The following is a 25,360-nucleotide window of genomic DNA, read 5'->3' on the forward strand; positions in this document are numbered from 1 at the left end:
TCAGCTCCGGCCGGTGCGCGGGAACTCGTACGCCTTGCGCAGCGAGTGCCGGTCCGGGGAGGGCACGCGGTAGGGCGGCAGCACCGCCTCCGAGGTGTTGACCCGGGGCAGCGCGTAGGGGTGCTCCGCGGAGAGCCAGGTGATCATCTGCTCGCGGACCGCGACCCGCACCGTCCATATGTCGTCGGAGTCCTTCGCGGTCACCAGCGCCCGCACCTCCATGGTGTTGGCGGTGGAGTCGGTGACCACCAGGTTGGAGGCGCGGCCGTCCCAGGCCGCGCACTGGCGCAGGATGTCGCGCAGCTTCTCGCGCATCGCCTCCAGGGGCGCGCTGTGGTCGAGCTGCCAGAACACGATCCCGGTCATCTGCGGGGTGCCCCGCGACCAGTTCTCGAACGGCTTGGAGGTGAAGTACGACACCGGCATGGTGATCCGGCGCTCGTCCCAGGTCCGTACCGTCAGAAAGGTCAGGGTGATCTCCTCGACCGCGCCCCACTCGCCGTCCACGACCACGGTGTCCCCGATGCGCACCATGTCACCGAAGGCGATCTGGAGCCCGGCGAACAGGTTCGACAGCGTGGACTGCGCGGCGACACCGGCCACGATGCCGAGGACACCGGCCGAGGCCAGCAGGGAGGCGCCCGCGGCCCGCATCGCCGGGAAGGTCAGCAGCATCGAGGCCACCGCGACCACACCGACGATCGCCGAGACCACGCGCATGATCAGCGTGACCTGGGTGCGCACCCGCCGAACCCGCGCCGCGTCGTGGTGGACGCGGGCGTAGCGGCTGTACGTCGTCTCGACCACGGCGCTCGCGATCCGGATCACCAGCCAGGCCGCGGCCCCGATCAGTACCAGGGTCAGGGTCCGGCCGACCCCGACCCGGTGCTCCTCGAACAGCTCCGCCTGGTCGTACGAGCCTCTGAGCAGGGCGGCGCACAGGACCAGCTGATACGGAACGCGGGCGCGCCGCAGCCGGTCCCACAGGGGGGTCTCGGAGTGGCGTTCGTCCGCTTTACGCAGCAGCACGTCGGTGGCCCAGCCGATGAGGACGGTCAGGAACACGGACGCGCCGACCACGATCACAGGGCGCAGTACGGTCTCCATGCCTTCGAACGTAACCGCACACGGCGATCGTGAACCTGTGACTTGAGCCGCTCCGGGCCCGGCGGGGCCCCGGCCCCGCGGCTGGCACCATGGGCTCATGAACATCATGCTCTTTCACTCGACCTACGGGCTCGGGCCCGCGGTGCGCGACGCCGCCGACCGGCTGCGCGCGGCCGGCCACGAGGTGTGGACGCCGGACCTCTTCGAGGGGCGGACGTTCGGCACCGTCGAGGAGGGCATGGAGTTCGGCGACGGGATCGGCAAGGAGGAGCTGCTGAAGCGGGCCGTGCTGGCGGCGGCGCCCTACTCGGAGCGTGGGCTGGTCTACGCCGGGTTCTCGCTCGGCGCCTCCGTGGCGCAGACCCTGGCCCTCGGCGACGACAAGGCGCGCGGGCTGCTGCTTCTGCACGGCACCTCGGACATCGCGCCGAACGCGTCCGTGGACGAGCTGCCGGTGCAGCTGCACGTGGCCGAGCCGGACCCGTTCGAGACGGACGACTGGCTCAGCGCCTGGTACCTCCAGATGGGCCGGGCGGGCGCCGATGTGGAGGTCTACCGGTACGCCGGGGCCGGGCACCTCTACACCGACCCCGACCTGCCGGACTACGACGCGCAGGCCGCCGAGGCGACCTGGCGCGTGGCGCTCGGCTTCCTCGACGGCCTGCGGACCGCCTAGGACCTCTCGTGCGGCCCCAGGGTCTTTCGTTCGGATCAGGCCGGATCAGGGAGCGGTGCCAGACCCCGCGAGCCCGGCAAGATCCACACGAGAGGTCCTAGACCGGGTCGTAGGTGCGCTCGACCTTCTGCGTGCCGGTGCGGGTGCGGTACGAGCGCTCCCACTTGGCGGTGGCGTTCTGGTCGGTGCGGTCGGAGAGGACGTAGTAGTCCATCTGCGCGCGGTCGGCGGTGATGTCCAGCACACCGAAGCCGTGCCGGTCGGTGTCCACCCAGTGGACGTGCCGGTTGGCGGCCTCGATGAGCGGCGCGGCGACCGCGGAGACCACGCCCTCGGGGACCTTGACGATGTCGTCGAGGTTGTCGGAGGTCATCGAGGTGATGACGAACTCGGTGGCGGCCGACCGGGACAGCGGGTAGGTGCCCGCGTCCACCGGCACGTCGTTGGCCCAGGACATGTGGATGTCGCCGGTCAGGAAGACGGTGTTGCCGATGTTGTTCGACGTCAGGTGGTCGAGGAGTTCCCGGCGGTCGTGGGTGTAGCCGTCCCACTGGTCGGTGTTGATGCCTATGCCGCCCTGCGGCAGGTCGAGCAGCTGGGCGAGCGGCCCCAGCAGGTCCGCGGTGAGGGAGCCGATGACGAACGGCGCGATCATCACCGAGTTGCCGACCAGGCGCCACTTGGTGTCGGACGCGGTCAGGCCCGCCTTCAGCCAGTCGAGCTGGGCCCGGCCGGTGATGGTGCGGCCGGCGTCGTCCACCGAGCCGCTGGTGCCGGACACCTGCTGGGAGCGGAAGGAGCGCAGGTCCAGCAGGGACAGGTCGGCGAGCTTGCCGAAGCGCAGCCGCCGGTAGGTGGTGCCCTCGATCGCCGGGCGCACCGGCATCCACTCGAAGTACGCCTGCTTGGCGGCGGCCTTGCGGGCGGTCCAGGTGCCCTCGGCGCCCTCGGTGTGGTTGACCGCGCCGCCCGACCACGCGTTGTCGGCGAACTCGTGGTCGTCCCAGATCGCGATGACCGGCGCCTTCAGGTGCAGGGCCTGGAGGTCGGCGTCGGTCTTGTACTTGCCGTGCCGGGTGCGGTAGTCGGCGAGGGTGATGATCTCGTTGGCGGGGGCGTGCTGCCGGATCACCTTGCCGCGGGCCGCGTACTCGCCGGTCTTGTACTCGTAGATGTAGTCGCCGAGGTGCAGCCAGGCGTCGAGGTCGCTGCGCGCCGCGAGGTGGCGGTACGAGGAGAAGTAGCCGGCCTCCCAGTTGGCGCAGGTGACCACGCCGAACCGGAGCCCGGAGATGTCCGCGGTGGCGGCCGGGGCGGTGCGGGTGCGCGCGACGGGGGAGTCGGTGCCGCCGGAGGAGAAACGGAACCAGTAGTCGGTGGCCGGCTGGAGGCCGCGGATGTCCGCCTTCACCGTGTGGTCCGAGGCGGCCGTCGCGGTGGTGGAGCCCTTGCTGACGACCTGGGTGAGCGCCTTGTCGGTGGCGACGACCCAGCTCACCGCGGTGTCCGGGCCGACGCCGGAGCCGGGGGTGGCGTCCGGGGTCGGGGTGACGCGGGTCCACAGCAGGATGCCGTCGGGCAGCGGGTCGCCGGAGGCCACGCCGTGCAGGAACGCGGGGGCCTGGCCGGAGGCGCGGGCCGGGAGGGCGGCGGCGAGCGGCCCGGCCAGCACAGCGGTCGCCGCCACGGCCTTGACGACCGTACGGCGGCGGGGGGAGAGGGAGTTGAGGCCCTGGGAGGCCGGCAGCGATCTGTTTCGACTGGTCACGGCCGATCAGGTTACCGATCGGTAGAACAAAAGAACGGGCGAACAGGGAATGTTCGCCCGCTCTTCACCGAGCCGTCGGTTTTCGACGGGGCGTCAGCCCCTGGCGTTCGCCGGCCGGATGGGACCTATGGGGTATTCAGCCCTTGATGGCCGCGTCGATGACCTTGTTGAACTCGTCCACCGACGTGATCATGTTGCCGCCGTTGAGCTGCTTGCCGTCCATGACGAACGCCGGGGTGCCGGTCACGCCGTCCTTGTTGTGGTCGAACTGCTTCGACATGTTCACCGCCCAGGCGTCGTAGGTGCCCTTCTTGACGGCGTTCTGGAAGGTGGCGTTGCCCTTGAGCGCCGGAACGGTGTCGGCGATCTTGATGAGGTAGTTGTCGTCCTTGAACTTGTCGTCGTTCTCGTCCGGGTGCCACTTCGTGGAGTAAAGCGCGGACTTGTAGTCCAGGAACGCCTGGGGGCTGACGTTCAGGGCGGCGCCCAGCGCGCTCAGCGCGTTCTTGGAGCCCACACCGTTGTCGTGGGCGTCCAGGAACGTGGCGCCCACGTACTGGTACTTGAACTTGCCGTCGTCGATGTCCTTGTGCAGCGTCGAGCCGACCGTCTGCTCGAACTGGGCGCAGACCGGGCAGCGCGGGTCCTCGTACATCTTGAGGGTCTTCTTGGCGCTCGCCTTGCCGATGACGACCGTGGTGCCCTTGGCGCCCTCGGTGTGGGCCGGGGCGACGACCTTCGCGTCCTTCAGGCCCTCCCAGTAGCTGGGCTTGTTGGCCTGGACGACGGCGTAGCCGATGCCGCCCGCGGCCGCCAGCGCGACCACGACGCCGCCGGCCACGAACGCCTGGCGCTTGGCCTTGTCCCGCTTGGCCTGGCGCTCGCGCTCCACGCGCAGCCGCTCCCGGGCCGCGTTCTTCGACGCCTGGCTGTTCCGCTTGCTCATGTCGGTGTTCTCCCTGGGGGTCGCGCAGCTGTCGTGCGCGGAATACGGGTGGCGTGCTCGGGGCCGCTCACCAGGTGGTGAGCGGGGCGGAGCACGGCGGTCCACGCCGTCCCAGGGAGTGGGCGAGCAGCCGGTCGCGCGCGGCGCAGGGGCGCCGGACCGGGCGCGGCGGGCGCCCCTCCGGCAGGAGTCGTCCGCAGACCGCGGCCACCGCGAGGAGCAGCGGCCGGAAGGAGGCGGCGGCCACCGCGCGCAGCAGCTGCACCAGGGCCCGCTCGCCCCGGCGCAGCCAGGCGGCGGCCAGCAGGCTCACGCCGATGTGCGCGGCGAGCAGCAGCCAGGCGGTGGCCGGGGAGGCGTTCGCCAGCACTCCGGCGGCCTGCCCGCGGCCCACCTGGGCCAGCGGGGTGCCCACCGCGCCGCCGTGGCACAGCAGGTCGAAGCCGAAGGCGTGCAGGGGGCCGGCGACCGGGCCGCCCGCCCGGCCGTAACAGGTCTGCTGGCCGGTGGTGAACACCGTGTCCGCGGCCAGTTCCAGCGGGACCAGCAGGGCCGCGATCCGGCCGAAGCCGCGCTCGCGGCCCGCCAGCGCGTACGCCCCGGCGAAGACACCGGCGGCGACCGCGGCCACGGTCGCGCCCGGCAGCGGGGTCCGGGACAGCAGCACGTGCGACGCGGTGCCGAGGGTCACGACGAAGGCCGTGAACAGCACCGCGCGTACGGCTCTGAGGTGGGTCCCGGATATGTCCATAGCGAGAGCAGAGTCTGTCACGAACCGGAGTAAGGGACCCCTAAAGGGGGCCTGTGAGTACGCGCACGCCACCGCTTCGGCGGTACGTCCTACAGGCCCGGGATACGGCCGTTGCGGAACAGTTCCACGAAGAGGTGGTGGTCCGCGCGGGCGCGGGCGCCGTAGGTGTGCGCGAAGTCGACCAGCAGGGGTGCGAAGCCCTCCTCGTCGGCCGCGATCGCCGCGTCGATGGCCCGCTCGGTGGAGAAGGGCACCAGGGACTCGCCGGAGGTGTCGTCCGCCGCCGCGTGCATGGTCGCCGTGGCCCGGCCCAGGTCGGCCACGACCAGCGCGATCTCCTCCGGGTCGTCGAGGTCGCTCCAGTCCAGGTCGACCGCGTACGGCGAGACCTCGGCGACCAGCTGGCCCGCGCCGTCCAGCTCGGTCCAGCCGAGCCACGGGTCGGCGTGCGCCTGGAGGGCGCGCTGGGAGATCACCGTGCGGTGGCCCTCGTGCTGGAAGTACCCGGCGACGGCGGGATCGGTGAGGTGCCGGGAGACGGCCGGGGTCTGGGCCTGCTTGATGTAGATCACGACATCGTTCTCCAGGGCGTCGCTGTGGCCCTCCAGGAGGATGTTGTACGACGGCAGCCCGGCCGAGCCGATGCCCACGCCCCGGCGGCCCACGACGTCCTTGACCCGGTAGGAGTCCGGGCGGGCCAGGGAGGAGTCCGGCAGCGTCTCCAGGTAGCCGTCGAAGGCCGCGAGGATCTTGTAGCGGTCGGCCGCGTCCAGCTCCACGGTGCCGGGGCCCGAGGCGAACCGGCGTTCGAAGTCACGGATCTCGGTCATCGAGTCCAGCAGCTCGAACCGGGTGAGCGAGCGGGCCGCGCGCAGCGCGCCGAGCAGCGGGCCCTCGGCGGTGTCCAGGGTGAACGGCGGCACCTCGTCGCTCTTGGCGCCGGTGGCCAGGGCGTGGATCCGCTCCCGGTACGCGTCCGCGTAGACCGTCACCAGCTCGGTGATCTGCTCGTCGCTCAGCGCCTTGGCGTACCCGAGGAGCGCGACCGAGGCGGAGAAGCGCTTCAGGTCCCAGGTGAAGGGGCCGACGTACGCCTCGTCGAAGTCGTTGACGTTGAACACCAGGCGGCCGTACGAGTCCATGTACGTGCCGAAGTTCTCGGCGTGCAGGTCGCCGTGGATCCACACGCGCGAGGTGCGGTCGTCCAGGTAGGGGCCGCCCCGGCGCTCGGCGTCGAGGTCGTGGTAGAAGAGGCACGCCGTGCCCCGGTAGAAGGCGAAGGCCGAGGCCGCCATCTTCCGGAACTTCACCCGGAACGCGGCCGGGTCGGCGGCCAGGAGCCTGCCGAAGGCGGTGTCGAACACGGCGAGGATCTCCTCGCCGCGCTGCTCGGCGCTGAGCTGTGGGACCGACATCGCGGGATGCCTCCTGGTGCGGGAGTGGTGCGTCACTGTGCGTTCATGTGTGCGACAGCGCTTTCGCCGTCTCCAACGGGCGACGCCGCGCGGGAGTGCCCGGTTCCCGCCCGGACGTACGCGGGGATCCACTCCGCCTGTCAGTGCCAGGGCATAGGATTCGACGCTGTCCCCCCGAGTGTCCGCCCGCCCGTCGCCTGACGTTCCCCGTTGGAGGCCAAACCGTGTCAAAGCCGCCGTTCACGCACCTGCACGTCCACACCCAGTACTCGCTGCTGGACGGTGCCGCGCGGCTGAAGGACATGTTCAACGCCTGCAATGAAATGGGCATGACGCACATCGCCATGTCCGACCACGGCAACCTGCACGGGGCGTACGACTTCTTCCACACCGCCCAGAAGTCCGGGATCACGCCGATCATCGGGATCGAGGCATATGTCGCCCCCGAATCCCGGCGCAACAAGCGCAAGATCCAGTGGGGCCAGCCGCACCAGAAGCGCGACGACGTCTCCGGTTCCGGCGGTTACACCCACAAGACGATGTGGGCGGTGAACCGGACCGGCCTGCACAACCTCTTCCGGCTGTCCTCCGACGCGTACGCCGAGGGCTGGCTCCAGAAGTGGCCCCGGATGGACAAGGAGACCATCTCCCAGTGGTCCGAGGGCATCGTCGCCTCCACCGGCTGCCCCTCCGGCGAGCTGCAGACCCGGCTGCGCCTCGGCCAGTTCGACGAGGCCCTCAAGGCCGCCAGCGAGTACCAGGACATCTTCGGCAAGGACAAGTACTTCCTGGAGCTGATGGACCACGGCATCGACATCGAGCACCGGGTCCGCGACGGCCTCCTGGAGATCGGCAAGAAGCTCGGCATCCCCCCGCTGGTCACCAACGACTCGCACTACACGTACGCCCACGAGGCGACCGCCCACGACGCGCTGCTGTGCATCCAGACCGGCAAGAACCTCTCCGACCCGGACCGCTTCAAGTTCGACGGCACCGGCTACTACCTGAAGTCCACGGACGAGATGTACGCCATCGACTCCTCGGACGCCTGGCAGGAGGGCTGCGCCAACACGCTCCTGGTGGCCGAGATGGTCGACACCACCGGCATGTTCGAGAAGCGCGACCTGATGCCGAAGTTCGACATCCCCGAGGGCTACACCGAGGTCACCTGGTTCAAGGAGGAGGTCCGCCGGGGCATGGACCGCCGCTTCCCCGGCGGCATCCCCGAGGACCGCCAGAAGCAGGCCGACTACGAGATGGACGTCATCATCTCGATGGGCTTCCCCGGCTACTTCCTCGTGGTCGCCGACTTCATCATGTGGGCCAAGAACAACGGCATCGCGGTCGGCCCCGGCCGAGGCTCCGCGGCCGGTTCGATCGTCGCCTACGCCATGGGCATCACCGACCTCGACCCGATCCCGCACGGCCTGATCTTCGAGCGGTTCCTCAACCCCGAGCGCATCTCGATGCCCGATGTCGACATCGACTTCGACGAGCGCCGGCGCGTCGAGGTGATCCGGTACGTCACCGAGAAGTACGGCGCCGACAAGGTCGCCATGATCGGCACCTACGGCACCATCAAGGCCAAGAACGCGATCAAGGACTCGGCGCGCGTGCTGGGTTACCCGTACGCGATGGGCGACCGCATCACCAAGGCCATGCCCGCCGACGTCCTCGGCAAGGGCATCCCGCTCTCCGGCATCACCGACCCGCAGCACCCCCGCTACTCGGAGGCGGGCGAGGTCCGGGGGATGTACGAGAACGAACCGGACGTGAAGAAGGTCATCGACACCGCGCGCGGCGTGGAGGGCCTGGTCCGGCAGATGGGTGTGCACGCGGCCGGCGTGATCATGTCCAGCGAGACCATCACCGACCACGTCCCGGTCTGGGTCCGGCACACCGACGGCGTGACCATCACGCAGTGGGACTACCCGAGCTGCGAGTCGCTCGGCCTGCTGAAGATGGACTTCCTGGGCCTGCGCAACCTCACGATCATGGACGACGCGGTCAAGATGGTGAAGGCCAACAAGGGCCTCGACATCGACCTGCTGTCCCTGCCGCTGGACGACCCCAAGACCTTCGAACTGCTCCAGCGCGGCGACACCCTCGGCGTCTTCCAGTTCGACGGCGGCCCGATGCGCTCGCTGCTGCGCCTGATGAAGCCCGACAACTTCGAAGACATCTCCGCCGTGTCGGCCCTGTACCGGCCGGGCCCGATGGGCATGAACTCCCACACGAACTACGCCCTGCGCAAGAACGGGCAGCAGGAGATCACGCCGATCCACCCCGAGCTGGAGGAGCCGCTCAGGGAGGTCCTGGACGTCACCCACGGCCTGATCGTCTACCAGGAGCAGGTGCAGAAGGCCGCGCAGATCATCGCCGGCTACTCGCTCGGCGAGGCCGACATCCTGCGCCGTGTGATGGGCAAGAAGAAGCCCGAGGAGCTGGCGAAGAACTTCGTCCTCTTCCAGGAGGGCGCCCGCAAGAAGGACTTCAGCGACGAGGCCATCCAGGCGCTGTGGGACGTGCTGGTCCCGTTCGCCGGCTACGCGTTCAACAAGGCCCACTCGGCCGCGTACGGCCTGGTGTCGTACTGGACCGCCTACCTCAAGGCCAACCACCCCGCCGAGTACATGGCGGGCCTGCTGACCTCCGTCAAGGACGACAAGGACAAGTCGGCGGTCTACCTCAACGAGTGCCGCCGCATGGGCATCCGGGTGCTCCCGCCGAACGTCAACGAGTCGGAGTCCAACTTCGCCGCCCAGGGTGACGACGTGATCCTCTTCGGCCTCTCCGCGGTGCGCAACGTGGGCACCAACGTGGTCGAGTCGATCATCAGGTGCCGCAAGGCCAAGGGGAAGTACGCCACGTTCCCCGACTACCTCGACAAGGTCGAGGCGGTCGTCTGCAACAAGCGCACCACCGAATCGCTGATCAAGGCCGGCGCGTTCGACACCATGGGGCACACCCGCAAGGGCCTCACCGCGCAGTACGAACCGATGATCGACAACGTGGTCGCGGTCAAGCGCAAGGAGGCCGAGGGCCAGTTCGACCTCTTCGGCGGCATGGGCGAGGACAGCGCGGACGAGCCCGGCTTCGGCCTCGACGTGCAGTTCGCCGAGGACGAGTGGGACAAGACCTATCTGCTCGCCCAGGAGCGGGAGATGCTCGGTCTGTACGTCTCCGACCACCCGCTGTTCGGCCTCGAACACGTGCTGTCCGACAAGGCCGACGCGGGCATCTCCCAGCTCACCGGCGGCGAGCACGCGGACGGCGCGGTGGTGACCATCGGCGGCATCATCTCGGGCCTCCAGCGCAAGATGACCAAGCAGGGCAACGCCTGGGCGATCGCCACCGTCGAGGACCTCGCGGGCTCCATCGAGTGCATGTTCTTCCCGGCCACCTACCAGCTGGTGTCGACCCAACTGGTCGAGGACGCCGTGGTGTTCGTCAAGGGCCGCCTCGACAAGCGCGAGGACGTGCCCCGGCTCGTCGCCATGGAGCTGATGGTGCCGGACCTGTCCAACGCGGGCGCCAACGCGCCGGTGGTCCTCACCATCCCGGCGACCCGGGTCACCCCGCCCATGGTCAGCCGCCTCGGCGAGATCCTCAGTCACCACAAGGGCGACAGCGAGGTGCGGATCAAGCTCCAGGGGCCGCGCAAGACCACGGTGCTACGCCTGGACCGGCACCGGGTCAAGCCCGATCCGGCGCTCTTCGGCGACCTGAAGGTGCTGCTCGGCCCGTCCTGCCTCGCGGGCTGAGCCGGCTCCCGGCAGCGTGAGAGGGGCGCACCCGTCATGGGTGCGCCCCTCTTTTCTTACGCAACAGGCTTCAAACGCCCATTAGTTGTGGCCGAAGCTCTTCTGCTTCTTGCCGCGCCCGGTATCACCGGAACTGCCCTGGATGTGCGTCACGGGAGACTCGTGGGACTCCGTGGTGTGCTGCGCCTGCTCGTGAGCCTGACCGGCGTGCTGCGCGGCGCGGTTCTGCGAGCCACCCTGCTTACGGTTCTTGTTCTTGGCCATGGTGATCTGCCTCCTGCGGGGGATCTAGGGGCCAGGGCCGGATTCAGATTCACATACGCTGACATCAATCGCATGTCGGACAATTACCCTGTGTGACAGGGTAGGTTGGCGCGTAACAGCCGCAAACGCCACGCCGAAGATCGAGTTCGGGCCGTTAACCCCCGCGCGGTCGGGCAGACTCGAAGGAAGTCCGAAGCAAAACCTCCCGGGAAGAGGGTGAGTCGCGTGGACCGCTGCATCGTCCTGGTGGACGCCGGGTATCTGCTGGGCGCGGCCGCCAGCCTTCTCGCGGGCGAGCCCTCGCGGTCCCGGATCACCGTCGACCACCCCGCGCTGATCCAGGCGCTGCGCGACCGCGCCGAGTCCGACACCGAGCGGCCCCTGCTGCGCATCTACTGGTTCGACGGCGCCCCCGACCGGGTTCCCCAGCCCGAGCACCGCCGGCTGCGGGTGATGCCCCGGGTCACCGTCCGCCTCGGCGCCCTCACCCGCAGCGACGGACGCTGGGCGCAGAAGGGCGTGGACGCGGCCATGCACGCCGAGCTGACCGAGCTGGCCCGCAACCGGGCCTGCTCCGACGTCGTCCTCGTCACCGGTGACGGCGATCTGCTGCCGGGCATGATGGCGGCCAAGGAGCACGGTGTCGCCGTACACCTGTGGGCCGTGCAGGCCGCCGACGGGGACTACAACCAGTCCGAGGACCTGGTCGCCGAGGCCGACGAACGGCGCGTGCTGGACCGGGCCTGGATCACCCAGGCCGTCCGCGCCAAGGAGCTGACCGGTGTGTGCGCCCCGCCGCCGGTGCCCCGCCCCGAGATCGCCGCGATCCTCTCCGCCCCGCTGCCCGAGTCCGCGCTCGCCGCGGCCGCCGAGCGGCCCCCCGAGCAGGAGCCGCGCCCGCCGGCCGGCACCGCCGAGAACGGCGGCCAGGAGCGGGTGCCCGCGGCCAAGGGCGTGCCCACCCCCAAGGACCTCGCCGCGCTGCGCGCCCCCGGCACCGTCCAGCCCGCCCAGCACCCGACCACCGCCACCCTGCGCTGGTCCTCCGACAAGGGGTGGGTGGACCGGCCCGGCGCGGTGGCCGAACCGGCCGAGGCCGCCGCCATGCCGACGCTCGCCCAGCTCACCACGGCCGAGCAGCGCTGGGCGGACCGCGAGGAGGACATCACCACCGTCGGCGGCGATCCGTACGAGGTGGGGCAGGTCTTCGCCCGCCGCTGGATCTCCCGGCTCGGCGACCAGAGCCACCTCCAGCGGCTGTCCCAGATGTACCCGCGCATCCCGCACCGCATCGACGGGGAGCTGCTGCGCTACGCCGCGCGCTTCGGGCTGCTCGCGCACAAGGACGACCAGATCGACGAGCACGACCGTTACGCCATCCGGGCGGGCTTCTGGCGGGAGTTCGACATCCCGGCCGCCGCGGAGCACGCGAGCGCGGGGGAGTGAGACGGCGGACGCGCGGGAGCGACGAGGGGAGCCGGGACTCCGGAGCGCGCGGGTGCGAAGCCGGGGGCCGGACGGGACCGAGGGGTGGCGGGAGGGCGGGGTGAGGCGGCCGGCCGGCGCGTGTCCGGGTGGCCCCAAGGACGGGTAAAGGGCCCGACCCCGTACCCTCTTCCCTTGTGAGTACGCGCGTGGGGCAGGCACTTCGGCAGGACGAGGTCGTCCGCGTACGCGGGCTCGCCAAGACCTATCCGGCCGTCAAGGGCCGCCGCGGCGCACCCGGCACCCCCGAGGTGCGGGCCACCGACGTCCTGGAGCTGACGGTGCGGCGCGGGGAGATCTTCGGGCTGCTCGGCCCCAACGGCGCCGGCAAGTCCACCCTCGTACGCCAGCTCACCGGGCTGCTGCGCCCCGACCGGGGCAGCGTCGAGATCCTCGGCCACGACATCGTGCGCCACCCCGAGCGGGCCGCCCGCCTGCTCGCCTACCTCGGCCAGGAGTCCACCGCCCTGGACGAGCTGACCGTCTCCCTCGCCGCCGAGACCACCGGACGCCTGCGCGGCCTGGACGCGACGCGGGCGCGGGCCGAGCGGGACGCCGTACTGGAGGAGCTGGGGCTCACCCCGATCGCCGGGCGGCCCCTGAAGAAGCTGTCCGGCGGGCAGCGCCGGCTCGCCACCTTCGCCGCCGTCCTCGTCGGCGAGCGCCCGCTGCTGGTCCTGGACGAGCCGACCACCGGCATGGACCCGGTGGCCCGGCGCGCGGTCTGGTCGGCCGTGGACCGGCGGCGCGCCGAACACGGCGCCACCGTCCTCCTCGTCACCCACAACGTCATCGAGGCCGAGACCGTCCTCGACCGGGTCGCCGTGCTCGACCGGGGCCGGGTGATCGCCTGTGACACCCCCGCCGGGCTGAAGGAGCGGGTCGCGGGCGAGGTCCGGGTGGAGCTGGTGTGGCGGGAGCGGGCGCCGCTGGACGTGCCCGAGGTCGCCGTGCTGCGCGAGCGCGCGGTGGAGGCCGGCCGGCGCTGGACGCTGCGGCTCGCGCCCGAGGAGGCCCGTGCCGCCGTCGCCACCGTGACCGGCGGCGCCGCCTTCGCCGCCCTGGACGACTTCACCCTGGCCACGCCGAGCCTGGAGGACGTCTATCTGGCCCTCGGCGGCGCCGCCCGGCAGGGGCTGGTGAAGGCATGACGGCCGAGGGCATGAGCGCACAGGCCGTCACGAGGGCACAGGCCGCCATGAGCGCACACGCCGCCATGAGCGTACCGGCCGCCGCACGCGGCCGGGCCGGTACGACTGCCGTAGGGAATACGACTGCCGCAGGGAAGAGGAGCAGCTCGTCGTGAGTGTCGTACCCGCGCAGGTTCTGCCGGACACAGCCCGGGGCGTGCCGGAGGCGGGGCCGGTCGCGGCCGAGCTCGCCCCCGCGGCGCGGCTGTGGCCGTCGCTGGCGGCCGTGTACCGGGCGCAGCTGTCCCGGGCCCGGGTGGCGCGGATCCCGCTGCTGTTCGTGGCGACCTTCCAGTCCATCGGCATCACCGTGATGATGCGCGGCGTCGTCGGCAACGGCTTCGAGGCGCGGTCCGTGGTGGCCGGCTCGTCCGTGCTGGTCGTCGCGTTCGTCGCGCTCAATCTGCTCGCCCAGTACTTCGGGCAGCTGCGGGCCGGCGGCGGCCTCGACCACTACGCCACGCTGCCGGTGCCGCCCGCCGCGGTGGTGCTGGGCACGGCGGCGGCGTACGCCTCCTTCACGCTCCCCGGGACGCTGGTGACCGCGGTCTTCGGCTGTGTGCTGTTCGGGCTGCCGCTGGCCAACCTGTGGGTGCTGCTGGCCGTCGTACCGCTCGCCGGGGCCGCGCTGTCCGGGCTCGGCGCGGCGCTCGGCCTGCTGGCGCCCCGCCCCGAGCTGGCCACCCTGCTCGGGCAGCTGGGCATGTCGGCGGCGCTGCTGCTCGGGGTGCTGCCGCCCGACCGGATGCCGGAGCCCGTCCGGCTGGCACGGGACCTGCTGCCCTCCACCTACGGCGTGGAGGCGTACGCCCGCACCTTCGGCGCGCACCCGGACTGGGCCGTCGTCCTCGCTGACCTGGGGGTGTGCGCGGGGGTCGGGGTGATCTCGCTGGCCGTGGCCGCGTGGGCGTACCGCAGGGCCGCCGTCCGGTGACGCGGCGCACAGGCCGACCTGGCACGATGGCAGGGTGACCGCACCGCTGAATCCGCCCCCGCCCCCGCACGACCACTCCGCGCACCAGGTCCGGCAGGCACCGCCCGCCGGGGTGCCGATGGCGGGCGCCTACGAAGAGGACGGCCCCGGGATGAAGACCGAAGCGCGCGAGGCCGCCGTGATCACCGTGCTGGTGGCGGTGTGCGGCGCGCTGCTCGGGCTGCTGTGGTGGCGGCTGGCGCCCCATGTGCCGCTGGTCGGCGACCAGTCGGGCAACAGCTGGGTGGTCTATCTCAAGGACACCGAGGGGGAGCAGGCGGTCGGCGTGGACGGCACGTTCACCCTGCTGGCGCTCGCGTTCGGCGCGGTGAGCGGGATAGCGGTGTTCCTGTGGCGCAGGCGCGGCGGCGTACCGCTGGTCGCCGGCCTGGCGCTCGGCGCCCTGCTCGGCTCCCTGCTGGCCTGGCGGCTCGGCGTGTGGCTCGGCCCCACGTCCGATGTCATCGCCCACGCCCGGGCGGTCGGCCAGGGGGTCACCTTCCCGGCCCCGCTGCGCCTCGGCGCGAAGGCGGCGCTGCTGTCCTGGCCGTTCGCCGCGGTGCTGGTCCATCTCGGCCTGACCGCGCTGTTCGGCCCCCGCGACCCCGAGCCCGAGCACCCGGGCGAGGCGCCGCTCACCCCGGTCCAGTAGGCACGCGGGCGGCCCCCGGGGGCTTTCCTCAGCCCCGCCCGATGGGCGCCGACACCGCGCCCGTCAGCTCCGCCAGGTCGCCCGGTGCCAGCTCCACCTCCAGGCCCCGCCGCCCCGCCGACACGCAGATCGTGGCGTGGCCGAGGGCCGAGTCGTCCAGGACGGTGGGGAGCCGCTTGCGCTGGCCGAGCGGGGAGATCCCGCCGCGGACGTAGCCGGTGGTGCGCTCGGCCAGCGCCGGGTCCGCCATGGCGGCGCGCTTGCCGCCCACCGCCGAGGCCAGGGCCTTCAGATCGAGGGTGCCCGCGACCGGGACGACCCCGACGACGAGCTTGCCGTCCACGTCGGCCACCAGGGTCTTGAAGACGCGCTCCGGGCAGACGCCCATCGCCTGCGCCGCCTCCTCGCCGTAGGAGGGGTGGGAGGGGTCGTGGTCGTAGGCGTGGACCGTGAACTCCACGCTCGCAGCGCTCAGCGCCACGGTCGCCGGGGTGCCCCCGGACTGCTGCTGCTTCTTGGACTTCTTCGCCATGGGGAGGTGGACTCAGTTCAGACTGGTCGGGGTCCGCGTCAGCTCGAACGCGGGCAGCGACGGCAGGTTACGGATGATGGCGGTCTCGCCGCGCAGCAGCTTCAGCTCGTCGCGCAGCCGGGACGCGGTGTCCGGCGCCTGGAGCAGCCGCTGCTTGGTCGGCGTGTCGTGCACCATCGCGGCCGCCACCAGGTACGACACCACGCTCGGGTCGTCCGGCAGCTCCGCGCTCGTGGCGAGCGACCGCTCCCGCGCCCCGGCCAGCCGCTTCTGGTACTGCCGGAAGGCCCGCAGCACGCCCTCGGCGAGCGCCCCGGCCTCCTCGCCCGGCTCCTCCGGCAGCTCCTCCAGCTCGGCCGTCAGGAAGGGCCCCGAGGCGTCCACGGACAGCAGCCGCACCCGGGTCGTACCCGTCGCGAGCACCTCGAAGGTGCCGCCGGTGCGTTCGCGGATCGTCGCCGCGTCCGCGATACAGCCCATCTGGTGGAAGGCTTTGAGCGGGTCCGGGCCGAAGCCCGCGGCCGGGCCCCGCTCGGGCTCCGCCGTGGGGTCGGGCATTCCGGGGGCGCTGGGCGCCACCTCGTACCCGTCGCGGATGGCCACGACGGCGAACCGCCGCGGCTCCTCCTCGGGAGTCTTCAGCAGTTCGCGCATCATGGCGCGATAACGCTCCTCGAAGACGTTCAGCGGCAGCACGAGTCCTGGGAAGAGGACCGTGTTCAGCGGGAAGAGCGGCAGACGGACGGTGGTCACGGCGCCCCAGCCTAATGGTCGGCGGGGCGCGCGTGTCCGCGGTGCCCGGGCAGAAGGTCCTCCGGCGCCGGCAGCAGCCCGGCCGGAGCGGGTGCGCCGCCCCCCGACAGCAGGTGCTCGCGCAGCCGCAGGAAGTGGCCGAGCGGGTCGTCCGAGAAGCGGTCCCAGGGGCAGGAGGTCACATAGGGGCCGATCAGCCGCACCAGGGCGCGGGCGTCCTCGGGGCGGTCCAGGCGCAGCAGCACGTAGAGCAGCTTGTTGCGCACCGCGGCGGGCCCTGGATCGGCCGCCGCGAACCGCGCGGACAGGGCTATCGCGCGGTCGGCCGCCGAGTCCAGCCGCTGCCGGGGCACCCCGGGCCCGCCGCCCTCGGTCAGATAGCCGTACGCGGCCCACGCGGGCAGCGCCTGCACCAGCGAGCCGGCCGGCGCGTCCTGCGCGGCCAGCTCGGCGAAGTCGAAGCACGCGCGGTCCGCGGCGCTCGGCACGTGCGGGGTGTCCCCAAAGCGGACGCAGCAGAACGCGCCCAGATAGCGCAGGGCGGCCACATGGCAGCCGTAGTGGTGCGGGGCGCGGCGCAGCGCCGCCTCCCACAGCTCCTCGAAGTAGCGGTGCCCGGCCCGCGAGCCGCGCGCGTGGTCCAGCGCGATCCGCCAGGGCACCGGGTCCCGGTCGTCGGCCCGCGCGGCGGCCGTGATCAGCGGGCTGACCTCGCGCAGCAGCTCGGCGCGGGCCGGCGAGGACCACACCCGGTCCACCGCCAGCTGGGCCGCGACCAGCAGGGCGCCGGGGTCGTCCGGCTCGGCCGCCCGCCAGTCCTCGAACCACTCGGAGCGCATCCGGGCGAACGCGGCCAGCCGCCGGGCGTACCGGTCGTGGCTCTCCCACTCGGCCGCGGCCCGGGTGCCGGTCAGCAGCTCGGCCGCGGCCCGGTACTCGCCCCGCCCGGCGGCGACCAGCGCGGGCGAGAGCCGGTCGTCGGGCGCGTCGAGCACGGCCTCGTCCCCGGCGGGAATTCCCCCGGCCGGGAGCGCGGAACGTCGGGACATCCAGGGGCGGCGGATGAACGAGGGCAGCGGAACCATGGTGCGGACCATTGAAAGTCCGCAGGTCGGGGCTGCGCCAGAGGCTGGGGGGAAGTCATGGAAGGTTGTACGGCCGAGGGTCAAGGAGCAGTAAAGGGCGACTGTTCGACTTTTGTACGACGCGAGGCCCAAGGGCGGTCTTTACGCACATGACCACACATGCCCGCACATGACCGCGCACCCGGTCCGTGTCCGCGTTGGGTCCGCGCACTCAGCTGCGCCGCAGCAGCCGGGTCGCCCCCGCCGCCACCGTCGTCGCCAGGATCCAGCCCAGCATGATCATCGCGGCCGACAGCCACACCCAGGGGCCGCGCAGCTGCCACTCGCCGACCTGCCCGAGGTCGATCACCGGCAGCAGCAGGTCCAGGGTGAACAGGGCCGGGCTCCAGTACGGGTGCTCGTCGTGGTTCGTCGGGGGATGCGCGGCATGCGAGAAGGCCAGGGTGCCGGCCGCCCAGAGCACCGCCATCCACACCGCGGCGCGGCCGGGCCGGTAGCCGTACGCGACCGTCAGGTCCTGTACGTAGCCCCAGAGCTTGCCGGCCAGCGGCAGGGTCTCCCGGCGCCTGCGCTGCTTGGCGAGCAGCACCTCCCGGGCGTCCTCGTCCTCCCCGGCCTCCCGCAGCACCGAGGCCAGGCGTTCGTACGGCTCCGGGGCGTACTCGGCGGTGGCCGCGGCGACCCAGTCCAGGCGCCGCTCCAGCGGGAACGGGCCCTGCGGCACCAGGTTCTCGTAGGTGAAGCCGCCCATGTGCAGCCGCCCGGCGCCCGGCCAGGCGCCCGCGCGGTCCACCAGGTTCATGGTCTGCGCCCCCGACAGCACCACCCGGCCGCGCTGCGGACCGTCCCCGAGGAAGCGCAGCTCGGGCGCGTGCACCCGGCGCAGCGACAGCTCCTGGTCGTCGGTGAGGGTGAACCGGGCCCGCTCCAGGTCCACCGCGTCCCCGAACCGCCCGTCGTCCAGGCGCATCCCGCCCTGGCACTCGAACCGCTGGATCCGGGTCCCGCGCGCCGGTGTGGTCCCGCTGAGCAGCGGGTTCCCCACCCCGGCCGGGGTCAGGTACAGGGTGCGCTCCACGCTGAGCTGGGGCGCGTTCAGGGCCAGCCGGGAGTACGGGTTGGACAGGCGCGCCCCGCGCAGGCTCAGCGAGACCCCGATCTGGGCGCCGCGCAGCCGCAGCTCGCCGTGCGACTCCAGCAGCTCCGCCTGGAGGTCCTGGCCGACATTGAGCCCGTCCGCGGAGATCGAGCGCCCGCCGCGGTCCCGGTAGACGATCGCCTGGTTGAGCAGCAGATCGGTGCCGATGTGCGCGTCGGTCAGCCGGACCCCGTTCTGGAAGCGGCAGCGCGGCAGATGCAGATCGCCCTCGGTGTGCAGCCGGGCCGCCTCCAGGCGCGGCGCCGAGCAGTTCACCAGGCGCAGCGTGCTGAACCGTGCCTCCGGCACCAGCACCTGCTCGTCGAAGCGGCAGTCGCGCAGCTCCACGTACGGCCGCACGGTCCCGCCCGCCAGGTCCAGCGCGCCCGTCACCCGCACCCCGGCGAGCTTGAGCGCGGACACCCGCCCGGCGAGCGCCGGCGGTCCGTCCAGCAGCAGCCAGGCGATGATGCGCGCCCGCACGGACCGCTCGGGCCCCCAGGGGTGGCCGCCGTGCGGATCGTCCACGACGGAGTCGCCGCTGCTCAGGTCGTACACACTGCCGTTGCGGAATGCCTGCCACATGCCCGCCTCGGCCGCGGTCAGGTCGTCCGGCAGGTCCCCGGCGGCGAAGCCGGTCCCCTCGGTCACCGCTGTTCCTTCTTTCTCCGCTGATCGGGCTTTCTCCGCTGTTCGGGTGGTTCGTCCTGCGGTTGATGCCCGCTGAGTGACGCCTGGAACACCCGGGGTGAAGGGGATCTTCCGCGTTCCGGCCAGCGTCTGTACCAGACATTGGTCCACGGCCTGTATCAGCCATTGATACGTGCGGACGACTACGGACGGCGGTCTGAGAGAATTGGAACCGTGATTTCCCGAATCGATCTGCGCGGCGACGCCCTCCCCGAGGGACCCGCCCTGCGTGACCTGCTGCCCCGAGCCGACTTCGACGTTCAGGCCGCCCTCGAGAAGGTGCGTCCGATCTGCGAGGACGTGCATCATCGTGGCGACGCGGCGCTGATCGACTTCGCGGAGAGGTTCGACGGAGTACGGCTGGAATCCGTCCGTGTCCCGGCCCAGGCGCTCGCCGACGCGCTGGCCGGCCTCGACGCGGAGGTGCGCGCCGCCCTGGAGGAGTCCATCCGGCGCGCCCGCCTGGTGCACCGCGCCCAGCGCCGCACCGCCCACACCACCCAGGTCGTCCCGGGCGGCGCGGTGACCGAGAAATGGGTTCCGGTCGAGCGCGTCGGGCTGTACGCGCCGGGCGGCCGCTCGGTCTACCCCTCCTCCGTGATCATGAACGCGGTCCCGGCCCAGGAGGCCGGCGTCGAGTCCATCGCGCTCGCCTCCCCGCCGCAGGCCGAGTTCGGGGGCCTCCCGCACCCGACGATCCTGGCCGCCTGCGCCCTGCTCGGCGTGGACGAGGTGTACGCGGCCGGCGGCGCCACCGCCGTCGCGATGTTCGCGTACGGCACCGAGTCCTGCCCGCCCGCCAACATGGTCACCGGGCCCGGCAACATCTGGGTGGCCGCCGCCAAGCGCTACTTCACCGGCCGGATCGGCATCGACACCGAGGCCGGACCCACCGAGATCGCGATCCTCGCCGACGACACCGCCGACCCGGCGCACGTGGCCGCCGACCTGATCAGCCAGGCCGAGCACGACCCGCTCGCGGCCGCCGTCCTCGTCACCGACTCCCCGGACCTCGCGGACGCGGTGGAGAAGGAGCTGGAGCCGCAGGTCGCGGCCACCAAGCACGTCGAGGACCGGATCCGCCCGGCCCTCGCGGGCAGGCAGTCCGCGATCGTCCTGGTGGACGGCGTCGAGGAGGGCCTGCGGGTGGTCGACGCGTACGGCGCCGAGCACCTGGAGATCCAGACCGCCGACGCCGCCGCCGTGGCCGACCGGGTGCGCAACGCGGGCGCGATCTTCATCGGCCCCTGGGCCCCCGTCTCCCTCGGCGACTACGCCGCCGGATCCAACCACGTGCTGCCCACCGGCGGCTGCGCCTGCCACTCCTCGGGCCTGTCCGTGCAGTCCTTCCTGCGCGGCATCCACATCGTCGACTACACCGAGGACGCGCTGGCCGAGGTCGCGCACCACGTGGTGACGCTGGCGGAGGCGGAGGACCTGCCGGCGCACGGCGCGGCGGTCAAGGCGAGGTTCGGCTGGAAGGTACCGGAGAGCAAGTGAGCGACGTAAGGATCGACGACCTCCCCATCCGGGACGAGCTGCGCGGCAAGTCCCCCTACGGCGCGCCCCAGTTGGACGTGCCGGTCCGGCTGAACACCAACGAGAACCCGTACCCGCTGCCCGAGCCGCTGGTCGAGCGGATCGCGGAGCGGGTCCGGCAGGCCGCCCGCGACCTGAACCGCTACCCCGACCGGGACGCGGTCCAGCTGCGCACCGAGCTGGCCAAGTACCTCACCGACACCGGCGGGCTCCCGCTGGCCCGGGAGAACGTCTGGGCGGCCAACGGCTCCAACGAGGTCATCCAGCAGCTGCTCCAGACCTTCGGCGGGCCCGGCCGTACCGCGATCGGCTTCGAGCCGTCGTACTCGATGCACGCGCTCATCGCCCGCGGCACCGGCACCGGCTGGATCCCCGGTCCGCGCGCGGCGGACTTCACGATCGACCCGGACTCCGCCGCGCGTGCCATCGCCGAGCACCGGCCGGACGTCGTCTTCCTCACCACCCCCAACAACCCCACGGGCAACGCGGTGCCGCCCGAGACGGTCCGCGCGCTGTACGACGCGGCGCAGGTGGCCAAGCCGTCGATGGTGGTCGTGGACGAGGCGTACGTCGAGTTCAGCCACGGCGCCTCGCTGCTGCCGCTGCTCGAAGGCCGCCCGCACCTGGTGATCTCGCGCACCATGTCCAAGGCGTTCGGCGCGGCGGGCCTGCGCCTCGGCTACCTCGCGGCCGACCCGGCCGTGGTGGACGCCGTACAGCTGGTCCGGCTGCCGTACCACCTGTCGGCGATCACCCAGGCGACCGCGCTGGCCGCGCTGGAGCACACCGCCACCCTGCTCGGCTATGTCGAGCAGCTGAAGTCCGAGCGCGACCGGCTGGTCGCCGAGCTGCGCGCGATCGGCTACGACGTCGTCGAGTCCGACGCCAACTTCGTGCAGTTCGGCCGGTTCGCCGACGCCCACGGGGCCTGGCAGAAGATCCTCGACCGGGGCGTCCTGGTCCGGGACAACGGCGTACCGGGATGGCTGCGGGTCTCCGCGGGCACGCCCGAGGAGAACGACGCGTTCCTCGACGCCGCACGTGAAGTCAAGAAGGAGCTTGAGGCATGAGCCGCGTAGGGCGCGTCGAGCGCACCACCAAGGAGACCTCGGTCCTGGTCGAGATAGACCTCGACGGCACCGGGCGGACCGACATCGCCACCGGCGTCGGCTTCTACGACCACATGCTCGACCAGCTCGGCCGGCACGGTCTGTTCGACCTGACCGTGAAGACCGACGGCGATCTGCACATCGACTCCCACCACACCATCGAGGACACCGCCCTCGCGCTCGGCGCCGCCTTCAAGCAGGCGCTCGGCGACAAGGTGGGCATCTACCGCTTCGGCAACTGCACGGTCCCGCTGGACGAGTCGCTCGCCCAGGTCACCGTCGACCTGTCCGGCCGCCCCTACCTCGTGCACACCGAGCCCGAGCGCATGGCGCCGATGATCGGCGAGTACGACACCACGATGACCCGGCACATCCTGGAGTCCTTCGTGGCCCAGGCGCAGATCGCGCTGCACGTTCACGTACCGTACGGACGCAACGCCCACCACATCGTGGAGTGCCAGTTCAAGGCGCTCGCCAGGGCGCTGCGTTACGCCTCCGAGCGCGACCCGCGCGCGGCCGGCATCCTCCCGTCGACGAAGGGCGCGCTGTAACCCATGACCGGTCTGTCGACCATCCTGATCGTCGTCGGCCTCTTCCTGGTCGGCGGCATCATCTCCTTCGTCAAGCAGAAGATGCCCACGAGCCTGATCGTGCTGCTCTCCATCGCGGCCGGGATGTGCCTGGTCGCCGGCGTCATGCGACTGGCGGTGTGGAGTTGACCGCGGCCGCCAAGAAGGTCGTCGTCTTCGACTACGGCTTCGGCAACGTCCGCTCGGCCGAGCGCGCCCTCGCGCGCGTCGGCGCCGAGGTGGAGATCACCCGCGACTTCGACGCGGCGATGAACGCGGACGGCCTGCTGGTGCCGGGCGTCGGCGCCTTCGCCGCCTGCATGCGGGGCCTGCTCGGCGCCCGCGGTGACTGGGTCATCGACCGGCGGCTGTCCGGCGGGCGCCCGGTGATGGGCATCTGCGTCGGCATGCAGGTCCTGTTCTCGCGCGGCATCGAGCACGGCGTCGAGGCCGAGGGCCTGGAGGAATGGCCCGGCACCGTCGGCCCCCTGGAGGCCGATGTCGTGCCCCACATGGGCTGGAACACCGTGGACGCCCCGGCCGACTCCGAGCTGTTCGCGCACCTGGACGCCGACGCCCGCTTCTACTTCGTGCACTCCTACGCCGTCCACGACTGGACGCAGGAGACCCACAACCCGCTGATCGCCGCGCCCAAGGTCACCTGGGCCACGCACGGCAAGCCCTTCGTCGCGGCGGTGGAGAACGGCGCCCTGTGGGCCACCCAGTTCCACCCCGAGAAGTCCGGCGACGCCGGCGCCCAGCTCCTCACCAACTGGATCGGAACCCTGTAGACCATGGCCAAGCTCGAACTCCTCCCCGCCGTCGACGTCCGCGACGGCCAGGCCGTCCGCCTCGTCCACGGCGAGTCCGGGACCGAGACCTCCTACGGCTCCCCGTTGGAGGCCGCCCTCGCCTGGCAGCGGTCCGGCGCCGAGTGGCTGCACCTGGTCGACCTGGACGCGGCCTTCGGCACCGGTGACAACCGCGCGCTGATCGCCGAGGTGGCCAAGGCCATGGACATCAAGGTGGAGCTGTCCGGCGGCATCCGCGACGACGACACCCTCGCCGCCGCCCTCGCCACCGGCTGCACCCGCGTCAACCTCGGCACCGCCGCCCTGGAGACCCCCGAGTGGGTGGCCCGGGTGATCGCCGAGCACGGCGACCAGATCGCGGTGGGCCTGGACGTGCGCGGCACCACCCTGCGCGGCCGCGGCTGGACCCGCGACGGCGGCGACCTCTACGAGACCCTGGACCGCCTGGACAAGGAGGGCTGCGCGCGCTACGTCGTCACCGACATCGCCAAGGACGGCACCCTCCAGGGCCCCAACCTGGAGCTGCTGCGCAATGTGTGCGCGGCCACCGACCGGCCGGTCGTGGCGTCCGGCGGCGTGTCGTCCCTGGACGACCTGCGCGCCATCGCCGAACTGGTGCCGCTCGGTGTCGAAGGCTCCATCGTCGGGAAGGCCCTCTACGCGAAGGCGTTCACCCTGGAAGAGGCCCTGGAGGCTGTGGCGTCATGACATCGGAATCCGTACGGCGGGTGCAGAGCGGGAGTCCCTGGGAGGAGAGCTTCGGTTTCGCGCGCGCCGTCGCGGCGGGGGACCGGGTGTCGGTGGGCGGCACCACGTCCTTCAAGGGCACGGTCCTGTACGGCGAGGGCGATCCGTACGAGCAGACCAGGGTCGCCTTCGGCAACGCCCTGGAGGCGCTCAAGGAGTTCGGGCTCGGCGTCGAGTCCGTGATCCGCACCCGTATGTACCTGAGCCATGTGCGCGACGTCGACGAGGCCGGGCGGGCCCACAAGGAGCTGTTCGACTCCGTGCGTCCCGCCTCGACCCTGCTGGTGGTCGAGGGCTTCGTGGACCCGCGCATCCTGGTCGAAGTAGAGCTTGAAGCATTCAGAGGAGCCTGAGCAGTCATGACCCTGGCGGTCCGAGTCATCCCCTGCCTGGACGTGGACAACGGCCGGGTCGTCAAGGGCGTCAACTTCCAGAACCTGCGGGACGCGGGGGACCCCGTCGAGATGGCCAAGGTGTACGACGCCGAGGGCGCCGACGAGCTGACGTTCCTGGACATCACCGCGTCCTCGGGCGACCGGGAGACGACGTACGACGTGGTGCGCCGCACCGCCGAGCAGGTGTTCATCCCGCTCACCGTCGGCGGCGGCGTGCGCACGGCCGAGGACGTGGACAAGCTGCTGCGGGCCGGCGCCGACAAGGTGGGCGTCAACACCGCGGCGATCGCCCGGCCCGAGCTGATCCGCGAGATCGCCGAGCGCTTCGGCCGGCAGGTGCTGGTCCTGTCGGTGGACGCCCGGCGCACGGAGTCGGGGTCCTTCGAGGTGACCACGCACGGCGGCCGCCGGGGCACCGGCATCGACGCCGTCGAGTGGGCACACCGGGCCGCCGAACTGGGCGCGGGCGAGATCCTGCTGAACTCCATGGACGCCGACGGCACCAAGGACGGCTACGACCTGGAGATGATCGCGGCCGTCCGGGGGCACGTCTCGGTGCCGGTGATCGCCTCCGGCGGCGCGGGCAGCCTGGCCCACTTCCCGCCGGCCGTCACCGCCGGCGCGGACGCGGTCCTCGCGGCCTCCGTCTTCCACTTCGGCGACCTGCGGATCGGCGAGGTGAAGGAGACCCTGCGGGAGGCGGGACACCCCGTCCGCTGACGCGCGCGTTCCCCGGGCCCCGGTGGCTGAGCCGCCGGGGCCTTCGCACGCCCCGGATACGAAAGAGAAGCCGCGCGGTCTCCGCAGAGGCCATGCTGCGGCTCACGCCCGCCGAACTCACCGAGCTGACCGGGGAGATGCGCGCCCTCGTGCGCCGGTACGACGAGCGCGGGCGGGCGGCGGAGGCCGCGGGGGGAGAGCGAGGGCCGCGAGAACGTCGCGGTGCACACCTACGCCTTCCCCTTCCGTGCCTGAGCCCCGCCGACGCCTCCCCGCCCCT

At 71.9% G+C, this 25,360-nt stretch carries 24 protein-coding genes and 1 pseudogene; 15 read left to right on the forward strand and 10 right to left on the reverse strand.

Features of this window, described 5'->3' with window-relative positions; translation table 11 throughout:
• Positions 1–1,107, reverse strand: coding sequence for a mechanosensitive ion channel domain-containing protein (locus GHR20_RS26505; RefSeq protein ID WP_153814580.1), 1,107 nt, complete (start codon positions 1,105–1,107; stop codon positions 1–3).
• Positions 1,108–1,204: 97 nt separating this feature from the next.
• On the opposite strand from GHR20_RS26505, the gene GHR20_RS26510 reads away from it, so the two are divergent.
• Positions 1,205–1,783, forward strand: coding sequence for a dienelactone hydrolase family protein (locus tag GHR20_RS26510; RefSeq protein ID WP_153814581.1), 579 nt, complete (start codon positions 1,205–1,207; stop codon positions 1,781–1,783).
• Between the two features lie 97 nt (positions 1,784–1,880).
• On the opposite strand, the gene GHR20_RS26515 is transcribed toward GHR20_RS26510, so the two are convergent.
• The 4 genes from GHR20_RS26515 to GHR20_RS26530 all read right to left on the reverse strand — a co-directional run bounded on the left by GHR20_RS26515 (position 1,881) and on the right by GHR20_RS26530 (position 6,663).
• Entirely contained in the window at positions 1,881–3,551 is a 1,671-nt protein-coding gene (locus GHR20_RS26515; RefSeq protein WP_153814582.1) for an alkaline phosphatase D family protein, read from the reverse strand.
• Positions 3,552–3,687: 136 nt separating this feature from the next.
• Positions 3,688–4,497, reverse strand: a complete 810-nt coding sequence (locus GHR20_RS26520; RefSeq protein WP_111582415.1) for a thioredoxin domain-containing protein — start codon at positions 4,495–4,497, stop codon at positions 3,688–3,690.
• Between the two features lie 67 nt (positions 4,498–4,564).
• A complete protein-coding gene (locus GHR20_RS26525; protein WP_153814583.1) occupies positions 4,565–5,248 on the reverse strand; it encodes a hypothetical protein in 684 nt (227 codons plus the stop codon).
• 89 nt (positions 5,249–5,337) lie between these two features.
• Entirely contained in the window at positions 5,338–6,663 is a 1,326-nt protein-coding gene (locus GHR20_RS26530) for a DUF2252 domain-containing protein (RefSeq protein WP_153814584.1), read from the reverse strand.
• A 224-nt stretch (positions 6,664–6,887) separates the two neighbouring features.
• Here GHR20_RS26530 and dnaE point away from each other — a divergent pair, with 224 nt between their 5' ends.
• The gene (dnaE, locus tag GHR20_RS26535; protein ID WP_153814585.1) at positions 6,888–10,427 is read left to right on the forward strand and encodes a DNA polymerase III subunit alpha; all 3,540 of its coding nucleotides are present in this window, start codon (positions 6,888–6,890) and stop codon (positions 10,425–10,427) included.
• 81 nt (positions 10,428–10,508) lie between these two features.
• Here dnaE and GHR20_RS26540 read toward each other — a convergent pair whose 3' ends face one another.
• Complete coding sequence (locus tag GHR20_RS26540) at positions 10,509–10,691, reverse strand: hypothetical protein (protein ID WP_111582577.1); 183 nt, start codon at positions 10,689–10,691, stop codon at positions 10,509–10,511.
• Between the two features lie 225 nt (positions 10,692–10,916).
• Here GHR20_RS26540 and GHR20_RS26545 point away from each other — a divergent pair, with 225 nt between their 5' ends.
• From GHR20_RS26545 to GHR20_RS26560, 4 genes are all read left to right on the forward strand, one after another.
• Positions 10,917–12,137: an NYN domain-containing protein gene (locus GHR20_RS26545; protein WP_111582419.1), complete on the forward strand. Its 1,221-nt coding sequence runs from the start codon at positions 10,917–10,919 to the stop codon at positions 12,135–12,137.
• 176 nt (positions 12,138–12,313) lie between these two features.
• Positions 12,314–13,327 carry an ABC transporter ATP-binding protein gene (locus GHR20_RS26550; RefSeq protein ID WP_153814586.1) on the forward strand — a complete coding sequence of 338 codons (1,014 nt, stop codon included), beginning with the start codon at positions 12,314–12,316 and terminating at the stop codon, positions 13,325–13,327.
• 151 nt (positions 13,328–13,478) lie between these two features.
• Complete coding sequence (locus GHR20_RS26555; RefSeq protein ID WP_153814587.1) at positions 13,479–14,300, forward strand: ABC transporter permease; 822 nt, start codon at positions 13,479–13,481, stop codon at positions 14,298–14,300.
• Positions 14,301–14,334: 34 nt separating this feature from the next.
• A complete protein-coding gene (locus GHR20_RS26560; RefSeq protein ID WP_153814588.1) occupies positions 14,335–14,991 on the forward strand; it encodes an AAA family ATPase in 657 nt (218 codons plus the stop codon).
• Between the two features lie 28 nt (positions 14,992–15,019).
• Here GHR20_RS26560 and ybaK read toward each other — a convergent pair whose 3' ends face one another.
• The 4 genes from ybaK to GHR20_RS26580 all read right to left on the reverse strand — a co-directional run bounded on the left by ybaK (position 15,020) and on the right by GHR20_RS26580 (position 19,150).
• Positions 15,020–15,523 carry a Cys-tRNA(Pro) deacylase gene (gene ybaK, locus GHR20_RS26565; RefSeq protein WP_153814589.1) on the reverse strand — a complete coding sequence of 168 codons (504 nt, stop codon included), beginning with the start codon at positions 15,521–15,523 and terminating at the stop codon, positions 15,020–15,022.
• Positions 15,524–15,535: 12 nt separating this feature from the next.
• Positions 15,536–16,276, reverse strand: a complete 741-nt coding sequence (locus GHR20_RS26570; RefSeq protein WP_111582424.1) for an LON peptidase substrate-binding domain-containing protein — start codon at positions 16,274–16,276, stop codon at positions 15,536–15,538.
• Positions 16,277–16,287: 11 nt separating this feature from the next.
• Positions 16,288–17,373: a hypothetical protein gene (locus GHR20_RS26575; RefSeq protein ID WP_243878137.1), complete on the reverse strand. Its 1,086-nt coding sequence runs from the start codon at positions 17,371–17,373 to the stop codon at positions 16,288–16,290.
• 199 nt (positions 17,374–17,572) lie between these two features.
• Positions 17,573–19,150, reverse strand: coding sequence for an oxidoreductase (locus GHR20_RS26580; RefSeq protein WP_111582425.1), 1,578 nt, complete (start codon positions 19,148–19,150; stop codon positions 17,573–17,575).
• A 213-nt stretch (positions 19,151–19,363) separates the two neighbouring features.
• Between GHR20_RS26580 and hisD the strand changes: the two genes are divergently transcribed.
• The 9 genes and pseudogenes from hisD to GHR20_RS37725 all read left to right on the forward strand — a co-directional run.
• A complete protein-coding gene (hisD, locus tag GHR20_RS26585; protein WP_153814591.1) occupies positions 19,364–20,689 on the forward strand; it encodes a histidinol dehydrogenase in 1,326 nt (441 codons plus the stop codon).
• The gene (locus GHR20_RS26590; protein ID WP_153814592.1) at positions 20,686–21,798 is read left to right on the forward strand and encodes a histidinol-phosphate transaminase; all 1,113 of its coding nucleotides are present in this window, start codon (positions 20,686–20,688) and stop codon (positions 21,796–21,798) included. Before hisD ends, GHR20_RS26590 begins: the two co-directional genes overlap by 4 nt.
• Positions 21,795–22,388 (forward strand): imidazoleglycerol-phosphate dehydratase HisB, encoded by a 594-nt coding sequence (gene hisB / locus GHR20_RS26595; RefSeq protein WP_085564273.1) that lies wholly within the window; start codon positions 21,795–21,797, stop codon positions 22,386–22,388. The genes GHR20_RS26590 and hisB overlap by 4 nt, the downstream gene beginning before the upstream one ends.
• A gap of 3 nt (positions 22,389–22,391) precedes the next feature.
• Complete coding sequence (locus tag GHR20_RS36905) at positions 22,392–22,556, forward strand: hypothetical protein (RefSeq protein WP_181516107.1); 165 nt, start codon at positions 22,392–22,394, stop codon at positions 22,554–22,556.
• Positions 22,553–23,197 carry an imidazole glycerol phosphate synthase subunit HisH gene (gene hisH, locus GHR20_RS26600; protein ID WP_194859142.1) on the forward strand — a complete coding sequence of 215 codons (645 nt, stop codon included), beginning with the start codon at positions 22,553–22,555 and terminating at the stop codon, positions 23,195–23,197. The genes GHR20_RS36905 and hisH overlap by 4 nt, the downstream gene beginning before the upstream one ends.
• Before the next feature lie 3 nt (positions 23,198–23,200).
• Complete coding sequence (gene priA / locus GHR20_RS26605; protein WP_148027349.1) at positions 23,201–23,926, forward strand: bifunctional 1-(5-phosphoribosyl)-5-((5-phosphoribosylamino)methylideneamino)imidazole-4-carboxamide isomerase/phosphoribosylanthranilate isomerase PriA; 726 nt, start codon at positions 23,201–23,203, stop codon at positions 23,924–23,926.
• Positions 23,923–24,318, forward strand: coding sequence for a RidA family protein (locus GHR20_RS26610; RefSeq protein ID WP_153814594.1), 396 nt, complete (start codon positions 23,923–23,925; stop codon positions 24,316–24,318). The genes priA and GHR20_RS26610 overlap by 4 nt, the downstream gene beginning before the upstream one ends.
• A 6-nt stretch (positions 24,319–24,324) precedes the next feature.
• Positions 24,325–25,080 (forward strand): imidazole glycerol phosphate synthase subunit HisF, encoded by a 756-nt coding sequence (hisF, locus tag GHR20_RS26615; protein ID WP_153814595.1) that lies wholly within the window; start codon positions 24,325–24,327, stop codon positions 25,078–25,080.
• Positions 25,081–25,154: 74 nt separating this feature from the next.
• Positions 25,155–25,335, forward strand: a pseudogene (locus GHR20_RS37725) (transcriptional regulator); the annotation flags it as partial.
• Positions 25,336–25,360 lie beyond the last annotated feature (25 nt).

Source organism: Streptomyces sp. SUK 48 (genome assembly GCF_009650765.1).
Taxonomy (GTDB): domain Bacteria; phylum Actinomycetota; class Actinomycetes; order Streptomycetales; family Streptomycetaceae; genus Streptomyces.